The sequence below is a fragment of the Rhodoferax sediminis genome (assembly GCF_006970865.1).
In the GTDB taxonomy this organism is placed as follows: Bacteria; Pseudomonadota; Gammaproteobacteria; order Burkholderiales; family Burkholderiaceae_C; genus Rhodoferax_A; species Rhodoferax_A sediminis.
In genome coordinates, this window is the sequence record NZ_CP035503.1 from 551,731 (window position 1) to 570,829 (window position 19,099).

General features: G+C 62.5%; 25 protein-coding genes. 9 read left to right on the forward strand and 16 right to left on the reverse strand.

What is annotated here, in order from left to right; genetic code table 11:
* The first annotated feature begins 16 nt into the window (after window positions 1–16).
* The 4 genes from EUB48_RS02615 (at window position 17) to ahpF (ending at window position 3,626) form a co-directional block, all read left to right on the forward strand.
* Entirely contained in the window at window positions 17–652 is a 636-nt protein-coding gene (locus EUB48_RS02615; protein WP_142817491.1) for a nucleoside/nucleotide kinase family protein, read from the forward strand.
* Window positions 652–1,179 (forward strand): C40 family peptidase, encoded by a 528-nt coding sequence (locus EUB48_RS02620; RefSeq protein WP_142817492.1) that lies wholly within the window; start codon window positions 652–654, stop codon window positions 1,177–1,179. The genes EUB48_RS02615 and EUB48_RS02620 overlap by 1 nt, the downstream gene beginning before the upstream one ends.
* Window positions 1,180–1,387: 208 nt before the next feature.
* On the forward strand, window positions 1,388–1,951 hold the full coding sequence (gene ahpC / locus EUB48_RS02625) for an alkyl hydroperoxide reductase subunit C (protein ID WP_077563045.1): 564 nt from the start codon (window positions 1,388–1,390) through the stop codon (window positions 1,949–1,951).
* 97 nt (window positions 1,952–2,048) lie between these two features.
* Entirely contained in the window at window positions 2,049–3,626 is a 1,578-nt protein-coding gene (gene ahpF, locus EUB48_RS02630; protein ID WP_142817493.1) for an alkyl hydroperoxide reductase subunit F, read from the forward strand.
* A 75-nt stretch (window positions 3,627–3,701) separates the two neighbouring features.
* On the opposite strand, the gene EUB48_RS02635 is transcribed toward ahpF, so the two are convergent.
* The 5 genes from EUB48_RS02635 to EUB48_RS02655 are packed head-to-tail and all read right to left on the reverse strand — an operon-like array spanning window position 3,702 to window position 5,717.
* Window positions 3,702–4,256, reverse strand: coding sequence for a hemerythrin domain-containing protein (locus tag EUB48_RS02635; RefSeq protein WP_142817494.1), 555 nt, complete (start codon window positions 4,254–4,256; stop codon window positions 3,702–3,704).
* Window positions 4,253–4,738 (reverse strand): PAS domain-containing protein, encoded by a 486-nt coding sequence (locus tag EUB48_RS02640; protein WP_142817495.1) that lies wholly within the window; start codon window positions 4,736–4,738, stop codon window positions 4,253–4,255. Before EUB48_RS02640 ends, EUB48_RS02635 begins: the two co-directional genes overlap by 4 nt.
* Window positions 4,739–4,770: 32 nt before the next feature.
* Window positions 4,771–5,034, reverse strand: a complete 264-nt coding sequence (locus EUB48_RS02645; RefSeq protein ID WP_077560147.1) for a DUF2249 domain-containing protein — start codon at window positions 5,032–5,034, stop codon at window positions 4,771–4,773.
* A gap of 60 nt (window positions 5,035–5,094) precedes the next feature.
* A complete protein-coding gene (gene fdxA, locus EUB48_RS02650) occupies window positions 5,095–5,418 on the reverse strand; it encodes a ferredoxin FdxA (RefSeq protein WP_077560146.1) in 324 nt (107 codons plus the stop codon).
* A 17-nt stretch (window positions 5,419–5,435) separates the two neighbouring features.
* Window positions 5,436–5,717 (reverse strand): DUF2249 domain-containing protein, encoded by a 282-nt coding sequence (locus EUB48_RS02655; protein ID WP_142817496.1) that lies wholly within the window; start codon window positions 5,715–5,717, stop codon window positions 5,436–5,438.
* 125 nt (window positions 5,718–5,842) lie between these two features.
* Here EUB48_RS02655 and EUB48_RS02660 point away from each other — a divergent pair, with 125 nt between their 5' ends.
* The 3 genes from EUB48_RS02660 to serA are packed head-to-tail and all read left to right on the forward strand — an operon-like array spanning window position 5,843 to window position 8,111.
* Entirely contained in the window at window positions 5,843–6,283 is a 441-nt protein-coding gene (locus tag EUB48_RS02660; protein WP_142817497.1) for an RrF2 family transcriptional regulator, read from the forward strand.
* Between the two features lie 41 nt (window positions 6,284–6,324).
* Complete coding sequence (locus tag EUB48_RS02665; protein ID WP_244618309.1) at window positions 6,325–6,816, forward strand: group III truncated hemoglobin; 492 nt, start codon at window positions 6,325–6,327, stop codon at window positions 6,814–6,816.
* A gap of 59 nt (window positions 6,817–6,875) precedes the next feature.
* Window positions 6,876–8,111, forward strand: coding sequence for a phosphoglycerate dehydrogenase (serA, locus tag EUB48_RS02670; protein ID WP_142817498.1), 1,236 nt, complete (start codon window positions 6,876–6,878; stop codon window positions 8,109–8,111).
* On the opposite strand, the gene EUB48_RS02675 is transcribed toward serA, so the two are convergent.
* The 6 genes from EUB48_RS02675 to EUB48_RS02700 all read right to left on the reverse strand — a co-directional run bounded on the left by EUB48_RS02675 (window position 8,068) and on the right by EUB48_RS02700 (window position 13,611).
* Entirely contained in the window at window positions 8,068–8,721 is a 654-nt protein-coding gene (locus EUB48_RS02675) for a hypothetical protein (RefSeq protein WP_142817499.1), read from the reverse strand. The two genes, serA and EUB48_RS02675, sit on opposite strands and share 44 nt — an antisense overlap.
* Window positions 8,718–9,404 (reverse strand): SCO family protein, encoded by a 687-nt coding sequence (locus EUB48_RS02680; RefSeq protein ID WP_142817500.1) that lies wholly within the window; start codon window positions 9,402–9,404, stop codon window positions 8,718–8,720. The genes EUB48_RS02675 and EUB48_RS02680 overlap by 4 nt, the downstream gene beginning before the upstream one ends.
* Before the next feature lie 26 nt (window positions 9,405–9,430).
* Window positions 9,431–10,027, reverse strand: coding sequence for a c-type cytochrome (locus EUB48_RS02685; RefSeq protein ID WP_142817501.1), 597 nt, complete (start codon window positions 10,025–10,027; stop codon window positions 9,431–9,433).
* A gap of 28 nt (window positions 10,028–10,055) precedes the next feature.
* On the reverse strand, window positions 10,056–10,685 hold the full coding sequence (locus EUB48_RS02690) for a cbb3-type cytochrome c oxidase subunit II (RefSeq protein ID WP_142817502.1): 630 nt from the start codon (window positions 10,683–10,685) through the stop codon (window positions 10,056–10,058).
* Complete coding sequence (locus EUB48_RS02695) at window positions 10,682–12,328, reverse strand: cbb3-type cytochrome c oxidase subunit I (RefSeq protein ID WP_142817503.1); 1,647 nt, start codon at window positions 12,326–12,328, stop codon at window positions 10,682–10,684. The genes EUB48_RS02690 and EUB48_RS02695 overlap by 4 nt, the downstream gene beginning before the upstream one ends.
* 77 nt (window positions 12,329–12,405) lie before the next feature.
* Window positions 12,406–13,611: an NnrS family protein gene (locus EUB48_RS02700; protein WP_142817504.1), complete on the reverse strand. Its 1,206-nt coding sequence runs from the start codon at window positions 13,609–13,611 to the stop codon at window positions 12,406–12,408.
* Window positions 13,612–13,821: 210 nt separating this feature from the next.
* Here EUB48_RS02700 and EUB48_RS02705 point away from each other — a divergent pair, with 210 nt between their 5' ends.
* A complete protein-coding gene (locus EUB48_RS02705) occupies window positions 13,822–14,538 on the forward strand; it encodes an RNA polymerase sigma factor (protein ID WP_142817505.1) in 717 nt (238 codons plus the stop codon).
* 20 nt (window positions 14,539–14,558) lie between these two features.
* Window positions 14,559–14,924 (forward strand): SirB2 family protein, encoded by a 366-nt coding sequence (locus EUB48_RS02710; RefSeq protein WP_244618310.1) that lies wholly within the window; start codon window positions 14,559–14,561, stop codon window positions 14,922–14,924.
* A gap of 8 nt (window positions 14,925–14,932) precedes the next feature.
* Here EUB48_RS02710 and soxB read toward each other — a convergent pair whose 3' ends face one another.
* The 5 genes from soxB to soxY all read right to left on the reverse strand — a co-directional run bounded on the left by soxB (window position 14,933) and on the right by soxY (window position 19,060).
* Window positions 14,933–16,681 (reverse strand): thiosulfohydrolase SoxB, encoded by a 1,749-nt coding sequence (soxB, locus tag EUB48_RS02715; RefSeq protein WP_142817507.1) that lies wholly within the window; start codon window positions 16,679–16,681, stop codon window positions 14,933–14,935.
* A gap of 76 nt (window positions 16,682–16,757) precedes the next feature.
* The gene (gene soxX, locus EUB48_RS02720; protein ID WP_420821426.1) at window positions 16,758–17,393 is read right to left on the reverse strand and encodes a sulfur oxidation c-type cytochrome SoxX; all 636 of its coding nucleotides are present in this window, start codon (window positions 17,391–17,393) and stop codon (window positions 16,758–16,760) included.
* Window positions 17,394–17,417: 24 nt separating this feature from the next.
* Window positions 17,418–18,215 (reverse strand): sulfur oxidation c-type cytochrome SoxA, encoded by a 798-nt coding sequence (soxA, locus tag EUB48_RS02725; RefSeq protein WP_244618406.1) that lies wholly within the window; start codon window positions 18,213–18,215, stop codon window positions 17,418–17,420.
* A 27-nt stretch (window positions 18,216–18,242) separates the two neighbouring features.
* The gene (gene soxZ, locus EUB48_RS02730) at window positions 18,243–18,554 is read right to left on the reverse strand and encodes a thiosulfate oxidation carrier complex protein SoxZ (protein ID WP_210411687.1); all 312 of its coding nucleotides are present in this window, start codon (window positions 18,552–18,554) and stop codon (window positions 18,243–18,245) included.
* Between the two features lie 50 nt (window positions 18,555–18,604).
* Window positions 18,605–19,060 carry a thiosulfate oxidation carrier protein SoxY gene (soxY, locus tag EUB48_RS02735; RefSeq protein ID WP_142817510.1) on the reverse strand — a complete coding sequence of 152 codons (456 nt, stop codon included), beginning with the start codon at window positions 19,058–19,060 and terminating at the stop codon, window positions 18,605–18,607.
* Between the last annotated feature and the right edge of the window lie 39 nt (window positions 19,061–19,099).

Genomic DNA, 19,099 nt, shown 5'->3' on the forward strand with positions numbered 1-19,099 from the left:
GCTAATTGTTCCGACCATGAAGTCCACCGATTTGCCGACGATCCCGTCTATCTATCTCGCTCGCGTGCGCGAACTCCTCGGCAGCGGCGGCCGCAAGCTGCTCGGTTTGGTTGGCGCCCCCGGCGCAGGGAAGTCGACGCTGGCACTGGCCTTGCATCAGGCTTTTCCCGAGGCCTCGCAGGTGGTATCCATGGACGGTTTTCATCTGGCCAACACCGAGCTGCGGCGGCTTGGGCGCACCGAACGCAAGGGCGCTCCGGACACCTTTGACAGCGCGGGCTATGCCGCTCTGCTGCAGCGCCTTCGCCATCAGCACGACGACGAGATCGTTTACGCGCCCGAGTTCAGGCGCGAACTCGAAGAGCCGATCGCAGGCGCCGTTCCGGTTTACCCACAGACCCGGCTCATCATCACCGAAGGAAACTACCTGCTGCTCGATGACGGCCACTGGGCAAGGCTGGCAACCATGCTTGACGACGTCTGGTATGTGGACGTTGACGACGCCGTGCGAAACGGCCGCCTTATCGAACGGCACCAGGATTTCGGTCGAAGCCCGGAAGCTGCGAAAGCATGGGCCAACCGCACAGACGAGCCCAATGCCCGCCTGATCGCGACGACGAAGTCACGCGCGCGGCTGCTGTTTCAGTGGTAATGATTCCCGAATATCAGCCCGATCCTCGCGGCAAATCAAGTCTCGCTTGCATTGCCGTGACGCTTTTTGTCGCCCTTGGTGGATGCAGCACCGCGCCATCGGTCATCCGTGGCCCCGCTTCCGGCGACGCCGCCGAGGTTCCATCGCGCATCTCGCCGGAGCAGGCCGATGACATCACCATCTCCGCCGTCGGCCTGGTCGGCACGCCGTATCGCTATGGCGGCAATACGCCCGACTCGGGTTTCGACTGTAGCGGACTGATTGGCTACGTGTACCGAACCCGGGCGGGGGTTGCGCCACCTCGAACGGTCTCAGGGCTGCAATACTGGGGCCAGCCGGTGTCGAGGGACAGTGTTCGCTCGGGCGACCTGGTCCTGTTTGCCAAGAGTGCCACCATTACGCACGCTGGCATCTACGTGGGCGATGGCCGTTTTGTCCACGCGCCGTCCACCGGCGGGGAAGTCAGGCTGGACCAGTTGAATTCCAGATATTGGTCCTCCCTGCGCGTGACTTTTCGCCGGCCTTGAACGACGCCAGAACAAGAAGCCAGACAAACCATTGACACGTTGCACCCGTAGGCGGGCCGGCGCGTGCGCCCTATGAATGAAGGCCAACTCCATGCGGGAGGCCGTTGTCCTATGCTTTCCATAGTCATTATCAATTGATAATCATTATCAAATAGGTTAGTATTAACCCTGATTTCAACGTCAACCACCTCTTAAAGAAAGACTCAACATGTCAATCATCAACACCCAGATCAAACCCTTCGCCGCCACCGCTTACAAGAATGGCAAATTCATCGACGTGACCCAGGAAACCCTCAAGGGCAAGTGGGCCGTGCTGATGTTCTACCCCGCCGACTTCACCTTTGTGTGCCCGACGGAACTCGAAGACCTCGCCGATCACTACAGCCAGTTCAAGGACATGGGCGTCGAGGTCTACGGCGTCTCCACCGACAGCCACTTCGCGCACAAGGCCTGGCACGACACCTCGGAGGCCATCAAGAAGGTCCAATACGCGCTCATCGGCGACCCGACCCAGCAACTCTCGCGCAACTTCGAAGTCTTGATCGAAGAAGAAGGCATGGCGCTGCGCGGCACCTTCGTCATCAATCCCGAAGGCTTCATCAAGCTGATGGAAGTGCATGACAACGGCATTGGCCGCGATGCGTCGGAGCTGCTGCGCAAGGTCAAGGCCGCGCAATATGTTGCCGCCCACCCGGGTGAAGTCTGCCCGGCCAAGTGGACCGAAGGTGCTGCCACGCTGACCCCCTCGCTCGACCTCGTCGGCAAGATCTGAGTCGTTGAGGAACCCGGTGGCGGCACGCCGCCACCCACCGTCGGCCCGGCACCGTATCGCCGGGCCGCGCCACGGCTGTAATTCAAGGAGATTCGCAATGTTGGACACCAACCTGAGGGCTCAACTCAAGGCGTACCTCGAGCGCGTGAAACTGCCTTTCGAAATCATCGCCTCGCTGGACGACAGCGCCGCCGCCCGGGAGATGCACGGTCTGTTGAGCGACATCGTCTCGCTGTGTGACAAGATCACCTTGAGGACCGATGGCACGGACGTCCGCAAGCCCTCTTTCGCGCTGGCCGGCGCCGGCGAGGCGCCGCGCATTCGTTTCGCGGCGATCCCGTTAGGGCATGAATTCGCCTCGCTCGTGCTGGCGCTGCTGCAGGTCGGCGGCCACCCGCCAAAGATTGAGACCGCACTGATCGAGCAGATCAGGAATCTCGAGGGTGAATTCCGCTTCGAGACCTACATGTCGCTGAGCTGTCACAACTGCCCCGATGTCGTGCAGGCGCTGAACCTGATGGCGGTGCTGAACCCCCGCGTGCACAGTGTCGTGATCGACGGCGCCCTGTACCAGCAGGAGGTGACCGAGCGCCAGGTGATGGCGGTCCCGATGGTGTTCCTGAACGGCGAGCATTTCGGCCAGGGCCGCATGGACGTCGAAGAGATTGTCGCCAGGCTTGATACCGGCACCGCGGCCCGCGATGCGGCCAGACTGAACGCGAAGCAAGCCTACGACGTGCTCATCGTCGGTGGTGGCCCGGCAGGGGCGGCCGCGGCCGTTTACGCGGCGCGCAAGGGCATCCGCACCGGCATGCTCGCCGAGCGCCTGGGCGGACAGACCATGGACACGATGGGCATCGAGAACTTCGTCTCGGTGCTCGAGACGGATGGGCCGAAGTTCGCGGCCGCGCTTGAGCAGCATGCCAGGTTGTACGAGGTGGACATCCTCAACCTGCAGCGTGCCGAGAAGCTGATTCCGGCCACCGACAACGACGGCCTGGTCGGCGTGCAGCTCGCCAATGGCGCCACCCTGCACAGCAAAACCGTGATCCTGTCGACCGGCGCGCGCTGGCGCGAGGTCAACGTGTCGGGCGAGCGGGAATACCGCAACAAGGGGGTGGCCTACTGTCCGCACTGCGACGGCCCGCTGTTCAAGGGCAAGCGCGTGGCCGTGATCGGCGGCGGCAACTCCGGCGTCGAGGCGGCGATCGACCTGGCCGGCATCGTTGGCCATGTCACGCTGCTCGAATTCGGCGATGCGCTGCGCGCAGACGCTGTGCTCGTCAGCAAGCTGAAGAGCCTGAAAAATGTCGATATCCATACCCAGGCGCAGACGACCGCGATCACCGGGGCCGACGGCAAGGTGAATGGTTTGACCTACATCGATCGGGCGAGCGGCGAATCGCGCCGCGTCGAACTCGAAGGCGTGTTTGTGCAGATCGGCCTGGTGCCGAACTCCGAGTGGCTCAAGGGAACGCTGGAGCTGTCGCGCCATGGCGAGATCGTGGTCGACGCGCGCGGCCAGACTTCGCTGCCGGGCGTGTTCGCCGCCGGCGACGTCACGACGGTGCCGTTCAAGCAGATCATCATCGCGACCGGTGATGGTGCAAAAGCGGCGCTCGGCGCATTCGACCACCTGATTCGCAGCTCGGCGCCGCAGGCGGTTGCGGCCTGATGGCGCGTACGGCGGCGATCCAAGATCAGTTACACGAGCGGTTGGAGGCGCATCAAAGGCGATTTGGCAGAGGGCTTAGATTGAAACGTCGCCGATGCCGCGCCGCTCCCGCATCGCGCGGCCAATGCTCGCGAGCGCGTCGTCGCCCAGTAGCCGCGCCGCCATTGGCAACAGTTCGGTGTTCTCGCGTTCGATATGGCGCTCGTACAGGCCGACCAGCGCCTCGACGTCGTCTGCCGTCAGGGGGACAGACTCGCCCGCCGCAATTTGCGCGAGGGTGATGCGCAGCCTCTGCCATTGCGCCTCCAGCGCGCGGTGGTCCCGCGTGAGACCTTCGGTCATCTCGTGCAGGCAGACCGCGTCCGAGCCGGCCATCGATTCGATCAGCGCGGGGAAGAGGTCAACCTCCTCGTCCTGGTGGTGATTGATGGCCGAGGTGTCGAAGTAACGCATCACGTTGGCCGCTGCGGTGCGTGCTTCGGGATCGGCGCCATGCAGCGCCAGGTGCGGCACCAGGCGGCGCAAGGTGGCGCACTGGCGCGCCATGCGGTCGTGGCAGACCGAGAGCATCTCCAGCGGCGCCTCGGGGCCGGCGCTTGGGGTGGAAAATCCCGGGAAAGGTGTGTTCATGCGGTGGACTCCCCGTTTTCTTTGACGCCGTCCTTTGCTTTTTCTTCCAGCTCGTTCAGGCGCGCGCGAAGAGCGCCGTCTGCGAGATAGCGCGCGGTGCAATCGCGGCCCACGGCCAGCGCGCCGACGACGGCACCGGCCTCGTCGCGCACCAGCGCAAAGCTCAGGTCCACATACAGCTTGGTTCCGTTCTTGTGCATGGAGCGCGTGGTCAGCACGCGGTTCACGTATTTCTGCTGTCCGGTGCTGACGGCGTGGTTAAAGCCGTCCCAATGGGCGCGCCGCAGGCGCTCCGGGATGATGATGTCAAGGCTCTGCCCCAAGGCTTCGTCGGCCGTGTGTCCAAAAACAGTCTCGGCGCCAGCGTTCCAGAGCCGGATCGCACCATCGCGGTCCGCAAAGATGATGGCCTCGGGCGCCTGCTCGACGATGGCCCGGTGCAAATCCAGGCTGCCATTGCCGATCTTGGACTCCTGCTGCATGGTGACTTCTGCCCGAAGTTTCGCGGAGATCGTCAGTGTCGGATGAAATCGATCACCACACCGTCCGGTCCGCGCTGGCGGTAGGCGATCTCCACCGCGTCGGCGTAGCGTGCCTGCAGTTGCTGCAGCAGGGGCAAGGGATCGTGGTCATTGACGAAGCGCATGGTCTCGCCTGCACGCAGGGCATCCAGTGCGCCAAAAATGGCGGCATGACGAAAGCGTTTGGCAATGCCGCGCGCATCAAAGGGGTACAGCGCATCGGGGGAAAGGTGGGAGTGGGGCTGGATGGTTTCCATCTTTTGATCTCCGTTTCAAAAATAGGGGGCGCTGGGCGCGGCAGAAAGGGCCGATGCGCCTCAACGCTCGAGTTTGTCCCGCTTGTCCGTCACGGCCGCCCACTCATCTGCGTCCGGGAGTGCGGCCTTGGTCCGGATGATGGGCTTCCATAATCGTGCCAGCTCGGCGTTCAAGGGGGTGAAGTCCTGCTGATCGGCCGGCACATCTTCTTCGGCGTAAATCGCATTGACCGGGCATTCGGGCACGCACACCGCGCAGTCAATGCAATCGTCGGGGTCGATGACCAGGAAGTTGGGGCCCTCGCGGAACGCATCCACGGGGCATACATCGACACAGTCGGTGTATTTGCACTTAATGCAGGCCTCGGTGACGACGAAAGTCATGGTGAGTTGTCCTTTCCTCAGCCGCAGCAGGCTCCGCCGGAGCAGCAGTCGCTTGTCGCGGCAGTGGTTTTGCCGATCTGCACGCGCCATACCTCAGGGCCGGCCTCCAGGTAAGCCCAGCTGAAGGCGTCGCCCGACCTGATCTGGAATTGCTCGTACAGCGGCTTGGGATCGTGGTCGTTGATCAATTGCAGGGACTGGCCTGGTTGCAGGGTCTCGAAGCTGTTGAAGATCATCGGATGACGCTGATGAGGTGCGATCTGGCGAATGTCGAGGGTGGCGGCGAATTCAGCGGACATGGAGGGCGATCCTTCTCTCGGAGTGTCGGGTTGGACAGTGCATTTTTAAAGATGTATTATTAATGCAAGTTAAATATATCACCGGTTTTTTGAAAAAGCAATATTAAAAATAGATCTTCAATTTTATGCGCCTGACCACCTTTTCTGATTACAGCCTGCGGGTCCTGATGTACCTGGCGTTGCAAGACGATCGCCTCGCGACGATCCAGGAGATTGCCACAGCCTACGACATCTCGGAAAGCCACTTGATGAAGGTGGTGCACCAGCTCGCGCGCAGCGGCGTGGTCGAAACCGTGCGCGGCAAGGGTGGTGGCCTGCGGCTGGCGCTCGAGCCGGCGCAGATCCGCCTGGGTCAAGTGGTGCGGCAGGCTGAGGGCGAAGGTCCGATTGTCGAATGCCTGTCCGGCGAGCCGGCGCGCTGCCGTATTGCGCCCGTATGCAGACTCCCGGGTGTCCTGGTGCGCGCCTTCAACGCCTTGTATGCGGAACTTGACCGCTATACGCTGGAGGACCTGGTGAGCGAGCCCAACGAGTTCAAACGTGTGCTGGCGCTGCATCCAGAGTGACCGCAAGCAAAATTCCATAACATTCATATAATATGAATGTTATGGATAAAACCAGCACATCCGGCGATGCCGTGCCAGCAGATCCGGCCTTCCCCAACCGTGAACTCATCGTCCAACTGGTTCACACGTTCTATGCAGACGTTCGATCCGATCGGGTTCTCGGACCTACCTTTGATGCCGTGATCGAGGACCGCTGGGGGCCGCATCTGGCGCGAATGGTCGAGTTCTGGAGCACCGTGATGCTGGGCACGCGCAGCTTCAAGGGCAATGTTTTCGGCAAGCACATGGCAGTCGCGGGCGTCACGCCCGAGCACTTCACGCGCTGGCTCACGTACTGGTTTTTGCGCACCAGCGAATTGTGTCGGCCACGTGCTGCCGCGGTCCTGCAGAAGGCGGCCCTGGGTATTGCGAAGATGCTTCACCGCGGCTACTTCGGCGCCACGGCCAACTTCGAGGAAGCCGTTCTGGAGGCCCGCAAGGCGGCCCGGGTGCGAGTCAGGACGATTCCGTCCATCAGTCCCGTTCATTCATGAGTTCAAGAATTTGACCGCATCGAATCGCAGTCTGCCAAGTTTGTTTTACCGGAGTTCAAATGAGCCTTAAAGTCTTGTTGCTGGAAGATATCCATACCAGCGCCACCCCCATCCTGCAATCGATCCGCGACGTCGAAATCGTCCGGCTCAAACACGCACCCGACGCACAGGAGCTGCAGACGCTGCTGGCCGATGTGAATGTGCTGGGCTTGCGTTCGCGCACCCGGCTCACCAGCCAGGTACTGGAACATGCCCCCCGCCTGCAGGCGGTAGGCTCTTACTGCACGGGCACCAACAACCTGGATCTGAAGGCGGCAACGGAGCGCGGGATCGGTGTATTCAACGGGCCGTTTTCGAATACGCGTTCGGTCGCCGAACTGGTGATCGGCCACGCCATCCACTTGCTGCGCCGCATTCCCGAGCGCCATGCCGCCGCGATGCGTGGCGCGTGGCTGAAGGACGCGAAGGGCTCCAATGAGCTTCGCGGCAAGACACTGGGGATCGTTGGCTACGGCAAGATCGGAACCCAGACCGGGCTGCTGGCCGAGGCCATTGGCATGCGCGTGATGTACTACGACATCGAGGCCTGCCTGCCACTCGGCAATGCCGTGCCGGCCGCATCGCTCGAAGTCCTCTTGCGCGAGGCCGACGTGGTGACGCTGCATGTTCCGGAGACGGAACGCACCCGGCAATTGATCGACGCGGGGCGCCTGGCCCAGATGAAGGACGATGCGGCGCTGATCAACCTGGCGCGTGGTCAGGCGGTCGACATCGACGCGCTGTATGCGACGTTGCGCAGTGGCCGGCTGCGCGGCGCGGCGATCGACGTGTTTCCGCTGGAGCCGGCGTCCAAGGCCGATACCTTTGAATCACCGCTGCGCACGCTGGACAACGTGATCCTGACGCCCCATGTGGGCGGGTCCACCTTCGAGGCGCAGCGCAACCTGGGCGTCGAGGTGTCGGAGAAATTGCGCGACTACCTGCTGTCCGGCGCTGTGCGCGGCAGCGTGAATCTGCCCGAACTGTCGGTGGGTGTCTTGCGGGCGCCCTGCCGCCTGGTGCACATCCATCACGACCGTCCGGGCGTCATGTCCAGGCTCAACGGCTTGCTGTCGGCGGCCGGCCTGAACGTGTCGCAACTGCACCTGGAAACGCAGGGCGGCATTGGCGTGGCAGCGATCGATTTGAGCGCACCGCTGGACGCACACACGCTGCAAGCCATCGCCGGCGCCGAAGGGACCGTTCGAGCTTTCACCGTGCTGTCTTCGTCGGCGCGGGCGCAACTGGCGGCGTGATCCGGCGCGGTGCGCTCTGGGTGGCACCAAGCCGCATCATCTGACGCAGCGCCAGCACACCCAGTACCAGCGCGAGCAGCACCAGGCCGGTACCGGTGTTACTCTGGTCATCGGTCAGGTAGTTGGCGCACAGGCGCGAGGTGGTGTCCATGTAGAGCATGCCTGCGGTGGCGCTCGTCCATGACAGATTGCCTACAAAAAACAGCAGCAACTCGGGCGCCATGCGGCGCCAACTGCCCGCCAGCATCAGGCCGGCGAGCCACCAGCTGAGGTATTTTGCCGCTGCCACCGGAGCCACCAATAACGTGGCGTCGAGTGCCGCGGGGATCATCCAGAACATCACCACGCAGGTGACCACGCTGACGCTCGTCAGCCCGCGCCAGTCCAGCAGCGCCATTGTTCTGCTCAAGTATGGAAACCAGCGCGTTGCGGTCGGCCCGACAAGACGGCGTGCAGCCCAGCCTGCGGCGAACAACACCGGGAACTCGACCAGCATGTGCAGCAGCATCTGGCTTTCAATCCTGTGGCGCAGCGTGGGCCACAGCAGTATCAGCGGCAGCACCGTCAGCAGGGCGGCAACGGGCTGGGCCAAGCGGGTGTTGTGCATCATGGTATGTTGCGCCGCGCCGTCGCAAGCTGCTTTGCTGCTTCGAGCGCCTGGGGCCACTGGTCGAATTCATACAGACCGCGCAGCCGCCCCGAGGCGTCGAGGAGGTGGATGGCCCCGTTGTGGACAAAGCCGCCCAGACCGTCCGGAATGGCGATGACGTCAAGGGAGCGCATCAGCGCCTGGGTATCCGCTGCGGTCGCTGGTATCGCGAGGGTCCACAGCGCGGGATCGATCCGATGCTCGCGGGCGTACTCGCGCAGACTGGCCGGATCGTCATGTTCCGCGTCGAAGGAGATGGAGACCAGGTGCACGGCGGCCGAGGCCGGACTACTGGCGCGCTGTGCGGCCAGTTGGGTCTGCATTTGCTGGTACTCGTCGCCGAGCACGCGGCAGACACTGGGGCAGCGGGTGTAGATAAAGTCCACGAGGTAAGCTGCCGGCGGGCTGCTTGCGCTGCCCCACAGTGTGATCGGAGTCGTGCCCATTCCGCGTAGCGGCACTTGGGGGGCGCGCAGATTGCCGGCCTGCAGTGCCAGCTGGCGCCGGCCTTCAAAGGTCCACACCCCGAAGTTTGCCGTGTAGCGGTACAGGCCCCAGACAAAGGTCGCCAGCAGCGCGGCACACAGCGCCACCGTCAGGCGGCGCGCGAGCGAGCTATCGGCGGGAGAGATGGAATCCGGCACAGCAGGCCATCTGTCGCGCTACGGCGCTACTTCAGCGGACCGAGTTCGGCGTCGCCCTTGAACGGCTCGGTGCGTGAGGCCGTATCCTTGCGCACCGCCGCGACGGCGTCGGCGGTGATGGGCGCGCCGGTATTGCCCCACTGGCTGCGAACGTGCGTCAACACGGCCGCCACTTCGGCGTCCTGCAATTGACCCTGGAACGTCGGCATGGCACCGTTATAGGGCTTGCCTTCGACGGTCAAGGGGCCATTGATGCCGTGCAGCACGATGGCGATCAGCGTGGCCTCCTTGCCGGCCACCCAGTCCGAGCCCGCCAGCGGCGGAAATACACCAGGAAGACCCAGTCCGGTCGCCTGGTGGCAGGCGACGCAGTGCGACGCAAACACGGCCGCACCGTCCACCGCCGCTCCTGCCGCCAGCGCCGGCGCGCCCTGCAACTCGGCAGCCGTACGGCCATCGCCCCAGTCAGAGGGGGTGTTCAATGTGGTGCGCAAGATGTACACCACGCCAAAGATGAATAGCGCGGTCACCAGCACGATGATGAACCACGGTGTCGGGTTGGCGCCTTCAACCGGCTCCGGGTTTTCGCGCTCTTGCTGCGGCAGGATTTCAGGCGTTGTCATGATCGTGCTCGGTTGGTGCGGTGCTTCATTATTTGGCCGGTACCGGTGCCGGCGTCGCGGGTGCACTCGCTGCGGGGGGCGTCTCGATGGCCGGGAAACTGCGATTCAGGGACAACAGGTATTTCACCAGGTCGAGTGCTTCCGGGCGCGCGACCACTACCTTGTTGGCAGGCGTGTAGCCCGGTGGCAGCGTCACGACCACTTCATCCTTGTCCGCCTGTGCCTTGGCCTCGAACAGGAACGGAAAGGCCGGCATGATGCTGCCGGGCACGTAAGCGCGCGGCTCGTACAGATGGCCCAGATTCCATTGCTCGCTCGGTTGGCGAACGCCGATATTCATCAGGTCGGGACCGGTGCGCATGTCACCCAGCAGGGGCGGCGAATCGTAGGCATAGTCGCCGGCGACCGTGGCGCGGCCCCAGCCGCGCTTAAAGTCGGCGGGGGCGAATTCCTTGGTGCGCGGCTGTTGCGTGTGGCAGTAAACGCAGCCGTTGCTGATATACACCTGCCTGCCGCGCAATTCGGCGCTGGTATAGGGTTTCAGCCCCGGCGTGGGGGCGATGTCGTGCAACTCCATGGCAGGCACGATCACCAGGGCACTGATGGACAGCGCGATCATGACCATGGCGCCGCCGATGAGTGTGGTTTCACTTTTCATGGTGCCACCTTCTTGGCCAGCAAATGCGAAAACAGTGCCGGCTGGTTGCGCGTGGGTCCGAAATTGAGCACCATCGCAATGAAATGGGCCGCGAATATCAGGTGGCCCAAGCCCATGATGGCGCCGCCAATGCTGCGAGCCTGGAGATACGGGATCGTGACGGCCACGGAATCCATGAATGGCCGGGTCCCATCCAGCATCGCCTCACCCTGCAGCCAGCCGCCAATGGTCAAGCCGATAAAGTAGAGCGCAAAGCCGCCACTGACCAGCCAGAAGTGGGCAGAGATCAGCCGGGGGTAGGGCCACTCACGCGCCGTGATGCGTGGCATCACGAAATACATCGCGCCGAAGAACACAAAGGTGACGAAACCGTACAAGCCCAGATGTGCATGCGCGACGGTGAAATGTGTGAAGTGGGTGATCAGGTTCACGCTGCGCAGCGCCTCGATCGAGCCTTGCAGCGAGCTGGCGGCGTACATCAGGCCACCGACGCCGATGAAACGCAGGGTCGGTGAATAGCGAAACGTGGACAGCTGTCCTTCCAGTGTCTGAAACATGTTCACGGAGAACGCAGCCACCGGGATAATCATCATCATGCTCTGGACGATGGACAGCGTGATCATCCACTCGGGCACCGGCCCGCCAATCAGATGGTGGCCACCGACCTGGCCGTAGAAAAAAGCCAGCGCCCAGAATCCCAGCAGAGACAGGTTGTAGGAGCGGATGGGGCGGCCGATGATTTTTGGAAGAAAGTAGTAGATCGACGCCAGCGCGAGTGGCGTGTAGAACAGGCCGAGCACGTTGTGGCCGAACCACCAGTTCATGGTGCCCGCCTGCACGCCGGTGTACAGGCCGGGGATCTTCGCCGTAATGAACAGCACGGGAAACCAGAACAGCGCGGCACCCATGTACCAGACGGACACATAGAGGTGCTCGACGCGACGGTTGACCAGCGTCAGCACCAGGGGCAGGCCAATCAGGGCACCCCCCACGGCCATCAGGATGCTGACCTGCCACGGCATTTCAAGCCACATGAGTCCGGCGTTGAAGCCCGCTGCAATGGCGCCCAGGCCGGCAATCAGGCCGGCATTCCACAAAATAGCGCCCAAAAATGCGAAGCGCATGCCAATCAAGGGCGTCTTGAGCACGCGCGGGATGACGAATAGCACCGTACCCAAACCCGCCATGGGTGTCCAGCCATAGGCGACCGAATTGAGATGCAGGGTTCGAATGATGCCGAAGGTGAGCCACTGTTGCGACGTCAGCCAGTCCGGGTCGTGCAGTTTGATGGAGGCTGTGAGTCCGGCCGCGGACGCCACCAACAGCCAGACAATGGAGCAGCAGTAAAAGAAAAATATGAGCGGACCGGTGGACGCGTCGGCGGCGGCCCGCTCGGCAATTTCGTGGGGGTCGCCATGGGCGGCCGTCCCGGTACCGGCGGCATCGACCGCGCCCTGCAATGCCTGTTGGGAACTGGCCGTTCCGGCTGGCTCTTCGATGCGGCCGATTTCGCCAGGCGCAAAAATGACCTCGGCGCCGGTACTGCTGCGATCAAACAGGCCGATGCGTTGCGACCAGATAAATATGACTAGCGCCACGAACGAAATGACGAACGCTGAAAGCAGAATGGCAGCTGGATTCACGGGTGCCTCCTCAAGTTGGATTCGCTTGGCATGGTACCAAACGCTCTTTTACAAATCACGATTTGAAAACTGGGTGACTAGCCATCCTTGCCGTCCAGCCGTGCCCGCATCAGCCACGGTGTGTAAATCACCAGGTAGATCCCGAATGCCGCGGTCCAGGCGAGCGCGGCACCTACCAGCGAGATCGCCAGCAAGTCGGGCGATACCAGCGGAAGCAGCACGCGCAGGGCCGCTGCAAGCATTACCAGCAAGTACGCCAGGATTTCGGGCTTTGAAGCCTTGAGTGGGCGGCCGGTGTGACCGCGGGCGGTACGTGTCATCATGGCGATGATGAGGCCACCTGTTGCGCCCACCGCAAGCGCATGCACCCCGGCGGAAACGGACACGATTCCGACCTCTGCCAATGCCAGCAAGGCCAGCCCGAGCGGAATCCAGGCATAGGCGGTATGCAGGATCCACAGGATCGGCCGGTTGCCCGCCGTGCGGGGGCGCCAGTGCAATTGACGACGAACGTGCAGGCCAGCGGCCAGCAACAGCACCGCGAACGCGACCCAGCCGGCGGGAGCGCAAACCCACAAGGCGAGGCCCGCCGCAGTGACCGCCAGTGTTGCCAGTTCGAACTTTCGTTGAGTGACCAGCTTCAGTCCCGGCGTGGCGTTGTTCATGAACGCGGGAATCACGCGCCCCGTGATCACGCATTCCACCATGACGATGAGCGCGAGGCAGGCGTACAGCGGTTGCACTGGCGGGATATCGATGACGCCCATGATGGCCAGATGAAAGCCGAGATTGGCCAGCGACATCAAAACGAGAATCAGCGCGAGGGGCAGGTTGCGATGGTTCCGGGCCCGTACCAGGACGTCGATCAGGGCCACCGCCACAAGAGGCAACAAGGCCACATCGAGCACCGCGTACACAGGATAAGGCCCAACCACTGCGGTGATGCGGGCGGCCAGCCATAAAAGTGCCAGGGCGCCGAGCACGGGACCGCGCGGCGTGTCCAGCCCGGTCCATGCCTTGACGGCTGTCAACAGAAAGCCAATGATCACGGTGGCCGCAAAGCCGAACAACATCTCGTGGGCGTGCCACAGCATGGCAGGCGCCGATGGCTCGAAGCTGATCCGGCCAAGAAATACGGCGACCCACAGCGGAACGGCCAACGTGGCGATCAGTGCGGCGCACAGGTAGAAAGGCCGAAAGCCGAGACGCAGCAAAGGCAGGCCCCGCGCGGGCGGCACGCTTTGAGCCGCGCCAGGTTGAATGGGGATGGAGGGGAGTTTCATTGCATTTGAGGAGGCCGATGGCAGGCTCATTTATAACATCTATTTTTTATAGATGTTATAGTGAATTCTGCCTCAGGGCAATACCTGCCATGGGGTTATGCTGACCACGCTGGGGCTCGCCCAAGGCGTTGATACCTCATTTGCAGGAACGCGTGGCAGTTCGTCGCCATCTAATGAGCGAACCCGATGTGGCGAACAACAGGGAGCTTTATGAATTCAATAGCCGAAAAGCGCATCGAGAAGGATCTGCCCGACGCCGAAATGGCCCGGCGGATCGCGGCTGGCGATCGGGACGCGTTGCGGCAGCTCATGCGGCGGTACAACCAGACGCTGTATCGCACGGCCCGCAGCATATTGAAAGACGATGCCGAGGCCGAAGACGCTGTGCAGGAGGCTTATATCCTGGCGTACCGCGCGATGGGTGGTTTTCGTGGCGACGCGAAGTTGTCGACCTGGCTGGTGCGTATTGTTGTAAACGAGTCGATCGGACGGGCGCGCAAGCGCAGCCGACGTGCCGAGGTGATACAACTCAATGGTTCCATGGAACAAAATGATGACGCCGCCGAGGTGCCTATGAACGAAGCCTCTTCCGAACAACCCGAGCGCGCCGCGATGCGCGCGGAAATGCGCCGCCTGCTGGAGGCCAAAATCGACCAGCTGCCTGACGGATTCCGTACCGTGTTTGTACTGCGGGCGCTGGAAGAGATGAGCGTTGACGAGGCCGCCGTGTGCCTTGGCATCCCGCCGGCCACCGTGCGCACGCGTTACTTCCGGGCCAAGGGGTTGCTGCGCGAAGCGCTGGCACGCGAAATCGATTTCAGCTTTGGCGACGCCTTTGCCTTTGCCGGGGAGCGGTGTGACCGCATCGTCGCCGGCGTGCTCACCCGGCTGAAAAATCTGCCGCTCCTGTCTGATTCTGGCGGCTGAAGCGGATGAGCTATGGGGCGGTGAAGTCGCTGCACATTGCCTGCGTGGCGCTCAGTATCAGTCTGTTTACCTTGCGCGCCGCGCTGCAATGGCAGGACGTTCCCTGGCGCCGCTGGGGTGTGCTGCGCATTGCTCCACATATCGTCGATACGGTGCTGTTGGGGTCTGCGCTGTGGCTTTGCTGGACCATCGGCCAATATCCGTTCGTGCAGGGCTGGCTCACGGCCAAGGTGCTGGCATTGCTGGCGTACATCCTGCTGGGCCGCGTGGCTTTGGGGCGGAACACAGCCAGAGGGCAACGCCTGCCGGCATTCGCGGCCGCGCTACTTTGTGTTGGCTACATCGTGGGCGTGGCGCTCACGCACTCGCCCACGTGGGGACGGTAGTCGCCGTTTCAGGTCGAACCCGGCAAGTCGGCGATACCGGAGTTGGGCGCGGCGCCCACCAATTTGGGCATGTTGGGCTTGCGCGCAGCCACCTTGCCACCCTGGGCCTTGAGCCAAACCTCCACCACATCCCAGACCTGCTGGTTGCCTTGAGTTCTGGCTTCCTCCGCCACGGGGGCCCAGCCGGCCACCTTGTACTTTTTATCGGCTTCGATCGGCTTGCCGTTCAGACGCATATCGTCGATGCGCCTGCCCATCGTGGCTGATGGGCTGCAGGTGTACTGCAGTCCGCCGACGCGCACCATGTCGCCGCCCTGCTGGTAGTAAGGGTCGGGGTTGAACAGGTTGTCGCACACGTCTTCCAGCACGGTCTTGATCGTGTCCCCGGTCATCTCGGTCACGGTGGCGTACGAATAAGTAGTTGCCGTCATGTCCATCAGCCACTCCCGCGTGATGGCCTGGTCCGGTAGCAGGCTGGTGCCCCAGCGGAATCCGGGCGAAAAAGCCATGTCGGCGCCCTGCACGTCCATCAGCGCGTCCACCAGCAACTGGTCACCCGTGCCGTTGAAGTTGCCGCGGCGGTACAAGGTGCCCTCGGTCACTGCCAGCTGCTCGGCCAGCCGGGCTTCAAACGGGGCGCGCACGCGCGTGATCAACGCGTCCATCTCGGGGTCGGCAGGCAGCATGTTGGCAAAAACGGGCAGCAGCTTATAGCGGAAGTCGGCCACCTTTTTGTCCCTGACCTCGACATCGAGGACGCCCAGGAATTTGCCGTTCGAGCCTGCGTTGGTGACGATGGTCTTGCCGCCGCGGTTGCTCACCAGGGTGGCTACCGGCATGCCATCGTGCGTGTGGCCGCCCAGGATAGCGTCGATGCCCGTCACGCGGGCGGCCATTTTCAGGTCCACGTCCATGCCGTTGTGGGACAGGAGCACCACCACCTGCGCGCCCTTGGCGCGGGCCTCGTCCACCACCTTTTGCAGGTTGTCGTCCTGGATGCCGAAAGTCCAATCCGCCACCAGATAGCGCGGATTCGCAATGGGGGTGTAAGGAAAGGCCTGGCCCACAATGGCGCACGGCACGCCGTTCATCTCGCGCATCACATAGGGCTTGAAAACCGGGTCGCCGAAGTCGTTGGTCTTGACGTTCTGCGCCACAAAATCGATCTTGCCCGCAAAGTCCTTGTCGATGATTTCCTTCACGCGGTCCATGCCGTAGGTGAACTCCCAGTGCCCGGTCATCAGGTCGACACCCAGCAGCTTGCTGGCATCCACCATGTCCTGGCCCTTGGTCCACAGCGATGTGGCCGAGCCCTGCCAGGTGTCGCCGCCGTCGAGCAGCAGCGCTCCGGGTCGGCTGGCTCTCAATCGCTTGACCAGCGTGGCCAGGTGTGCGAAACCGCCGACCTTGCCATAGCGCCTGGCGGCCTTCTCAAAGTCCAGATACGTGAGGGCATGGGCCTGCGCGCTGCCGGGGCGAATGCTGGCGAACTTCAGCAAGTGCTCGCCCACCAGGTGAGGCAGTTTGCCCTTCATGTCGCCAACGCCCAGGTTGACGTTGGGTTCGCGAAAGTAAATGGGCTTGAGCTGCGCATGGCAGTCGGTCATGTGCAAAAACGAGACACTGCCAAACTTGGGAATGTCATACAGCCCATTGGCTGCCGTGGCAATGTCGGTCTCGGCGTAAGCGCCCAGGCCCATGCCTGCCATGGTGCCCGCACCGAGCACCTGCAAAAACTCGCGCGTAGTCAAATTCATAAATTGGCGGCCGTTGAGACAAGCAATAAAAGAAAACCCGGGCTCACCCGGGTCTGACAGAGGCCAGGCCCGTCGGTTACTGGTTGACGGGTGACTTGGGGTCCAGCAGCAGCGCCATGACGTCCCGGATCTGCTGCTCATTCAGGATGCCGGCATGGCCAAAGCGGGGCATGTCCGAGCAGGCGTTGTAGCTCTTGGCATTCCAGATCTTGCGCCAGGTGTATTCGACGACGGCCCGGGCCGCAGGGCTGTCCGGATCGGTCACACCGCGCGTTTTGCCGTAGTGGTAAAGACTGGGGCCGATGGTGCCGAACGACAGCTCCTGCTTGCTGATCTGGTGGCAGTTGTAGCAGTTGCCACCACTGAGCGCGCCGGCCTTGTCGTTCCAGGTCATGCCGCGGCCATCCTGGGCAATTTTCTCGCCTTCCTTCCAGTCGCCCAGAAACTTGCCATCAAGCGGCATCTTCACGGTCTTGAGGTTGGCTGCCTCCAGCGCCCTGGCGGTGGCCTCGTCCAGCGGTTTGCCCGCCACATCCGCGGCGCTGCATGCGCGATTGGTGTCGTCCTGCGCCAGCCGGTCCGTCCTGGCGATGCCTTGATCGCGGAACGATGCCTTCATGATGGCTACCGTCAACTGGTCGTAATCCGGGGCCGCAGGCGCGCTCGCGCAGCCCGCCAGCAGGAATGCTGCGGCGGGCAGCAGGAATTTCATGGTTTTTCTCATAGTGCTGCCTCCTTAACGCTTGATGGCAGGAGCAACGGATTCACCCCCTTTGCCGGTCACACCCATGTACACGGCCAGGGCGATCGTGGCATCGCTGCCAAAACGGGGGTAGGGAAAGCGCTGCTGGCGATAGCAATCGTTCAGGCGCCGCTGCATGCCCCACAGTTCACCCGACGACACGCGATAGGCGGGCCATGAGCCGAAGCCACTGGCAGCACCAGAGGGCTTCGTCAGATTCGGCAGGTCCTGCAGGCGAATGCGCTTGTTGTCGGTGCCATGGCAGGACGCACAGGCAAAGTCATGAGTGCCGGCGCGCGCAAAAAACAGGCGCTTGCCCACCTCGTACATGGTTTTTTCTTCCGTGCGGGATTGCGGCAAATTGAACTTCATGCCACGCGACTCGGAAGAGATCCAGGCGACCAGACCCTCCAGATTCGCCTGCTCGCCCTTGCCGAAGGGCGTGTTGGCAATCTCGGCGGCGTTGAAACCCTGCAGGGTTTCCATGCACGTCAGCAGGCGCGATTCGAGATCCTGGACCCGTTTTGTGTCGGGAAAATAGCGCGGCAGCTCCACGAACGCACCCTTGACGACACCCGCACCTTTGCCCAGGTCACATTTTTCCAGCGATGCATTTTTAGGGCCGCGTGGCTTTTTCCACAAATCCTCGCCCTTGGCCTCGAACAACTCGGCAGGATTGCCGTCCTGCAGCATGGCCCGGTATTCGGCAATACCTTCCTCCGTTGTTTTTTGCGCCCAGGCCGCACTCGCAGCCAGGCCGACCAACGCGGCCATTGCCAGTATTTTTGTCATCCTCATGGGCACCTCGCCTTGTTGTTGTCAAGAAACCGTGGCCTCGTCGGTCCGGCTGTCGCCCTTGGTGTCCTTCCAGCTGATGCCGATCTTGTCGCCCGCCTTGGCGCCCTTCACGGTGAACTGCAAAAACGGGTTCTTCGAGACGGCCGGTCCCCATTCGGCCGTCATCACGGTCTTGCCATTGAGCGTGGCGGTCACGTCCTGGATGTGCCAGGCCGGGATCATTTTGCCAGCGGAATCCTTGCGCTGGCCGGATTCCATTTCGTGCGCCATCAGCACACGCACAACGGCGTTGGCGCCAGCGACTTGAGCGCGAATGCGCATCGGATCTCCCATTTTCAACTCCTCAATCTGGTTTCGAACAATGAAATAAACGCACGACGGGCTCAGCCGCCGCAGCCACCGAGCGTGACCTTGATTTCCTTTTTGGCGAACAGGGCCCGGCCGTCGGCCATGACGGCTACGACATAAACGTCGGACGTCTGGCCCATCTTCACGCGCGTCTTGAAGTTGGGCTCGATGCTGTCATTCACATGGAACACGGCCGCCAGGGTCGAGGGGTTCTTTTCGACCAGTATCAGGATCTGCTTGGGACCCGCGAGCGTGGTGGAGGCGCCCACTGGCACCACGGCGCCGTTTTCGGCGATGTCCGGGCCTTCGATCATGACGTCCTTGCTGGCAACCGGCGCGCCGGCACCCAGGGCTTTGAGCACGTCCGGCACGCTTTTCGCGTCGAAGGCGGTGTTGTTGTAAGCCCATGCGAATTGCGGGAACAGGCCGGTCGCGGCCAGCAGGCTAGCCACGACGGCGCTTCGATGGAGAGTCTCGCGACGAGTTTGCATATATGAATTCCTCATGGTTAGACCGATTTTAATAAATTT

Bases quoted from the DNA above. Each gene is read 5' to 3' on its own strand.
- EUB48_RS02675 (WP_142817499.1), bottom strand. From the start codon at position 8,721: ATGATGCACAACACCCGCTTGGCCCAGCCCGTTGCCGCCCTGCTGACG.
- EUB48_RS02655 (WP_142817496.1), bottom strand. From the start codon at position 5,717: ATGTCCGCTGAATTCGCCGCCACCCTCGACATTCGCCAGATCGCACCT.
- EUB48_RS02640 (WP_142817495.1), bottom strand. From the start codon at position 4,738: ATGCAGCAGGAGTCCAAGATCGGCAATGGCAGCCTGGATTTGCACCGG.
- EUB48_RS02700 (WP_142817504.1), bottom strand. From the start codon at position 13,611: ATGAAACTCCCCTCCATCCCCATTCAACCTGGCGCGGCTCAAAGCGTG.
- fdxA (WP_077560146.1), bottom strand. From the start codon at position 5,418: ATGACTTTCGTCGTCACCGAGGCCTGCATTAAGTGCAAATACACCGAC.
- soxX (WP_420821426.1), bottom strand. From the start codon at position 17,393: ATGAAATTCCTGCTGCCCGCCGCAGCATTCCTGCTGGCGGGCTGCGCG.
- soxY (WP_142817510.1), bottom strand. From the start codon at position 19,060: ATGCAAACTCGTCGCGAGACTCTCCATCGAAGCGCCGTCGTGGCTAGC.
- soxZ (WP_210411687.1), bottom strand. From the start codon at position 18,554: ATGGGAGATCCGATGCGCATTCGCGCTCAAGTCGCTGGCGCCAACGCC.
- EUB48_RS02645 (WP_077560147.1), bottom strand. From the start codon at position 5,034: ATGGAAACCATCCAGCCCCACTCCCACCTTTCCCCCGATGCGCTGTAC.
- serA (WP_142817498.1), top strand. From the start codon at position 6,876: ATGAGCCTTAAAGTCTTGTTGCTGGAAGATATCCATACCAGCGCCACC.
- EUB48_RS02685 (WP_142817501.1), bottom strand. From the start codon at position 10,027: ATGACAACGCCTGAAATCCTGCCGCAGCAAGAGCGCGAAAACCCGGAG.
- EUB48_RS02620 (WP_142817492.1), top strand. From the start codon at position 652: ATGATTCCCGAATATCAGCCCGATCCTCGCGGCAAATCAAGTCTCGCT.
- EUB48_RS02665 (WP_244618309.1), top strand. From the start codon at position 6,325: ATGGATAAAACCAGCACATCCGGCGATGCCGTGCCAGCAGATCCGGCC.
- EUB48_RS02615 (WP_142817491.1), top strand. From the start codon at position 17: ATGAAGTCCACCGATTTGCCGACGATCCCGTCTATCTATCTCGCTCGC.
- EUB48_RS02660 (WP_142817497.1), top strand. From the start codon at position 5,843: ATGCGCCTGACCACCTTTTCTGATTACAGCCTGCGGGTCCTGATGTAC.
- soxB (WP_142817507.1), bottom strand. From the start codon at position 16,681: ATGAATTTGACTACGCGCGAGTTTTTGCAGGTGCTCGGTGCGGGCACC.
- EUB48_RS02635 (WP_142817494.1), bottom strand. From the start codon at position 4,256: ATGAACACACCTTTCCCGGGATTTTCCACCCCAAGCGCCGGCCCCGAG.
- soxA (WP_244618406.1), bottom strand. From the start codon at position 18,215: ATGACAAAAATACTGGCAATGGCCGCGTTGGTCGGCCTGGCTGCGAGT.
- ahpC (WP_077563045.1), top strand. From the start codon at position 1,388: ATGTCAATCATCAACACCCAGATCAAACCCTTCGCCGCCACCGCTTAC.
- EUB48_RS02705 (WP_142817505.1), top strand. From the start codon at position 13,822: ATGAATTCAATAGCCGAAAAGCGCATCGAGAAGGATCTGCCCGACGCC.
- ahpF (WP_142817493.1), top strand. From the start codon at position 2,049: ATGTTGGACACCAACCTGAGGGCTCAACTCAAGGCGTACCTCGAGCGC.
- EUB48_RS02690 (WP_142817502.1), bottom strand. From the start codon at position 10,685: ATGAAAAGTGAAACCACACTCATCGGCGGCGCCATGGTCATGATCGCG.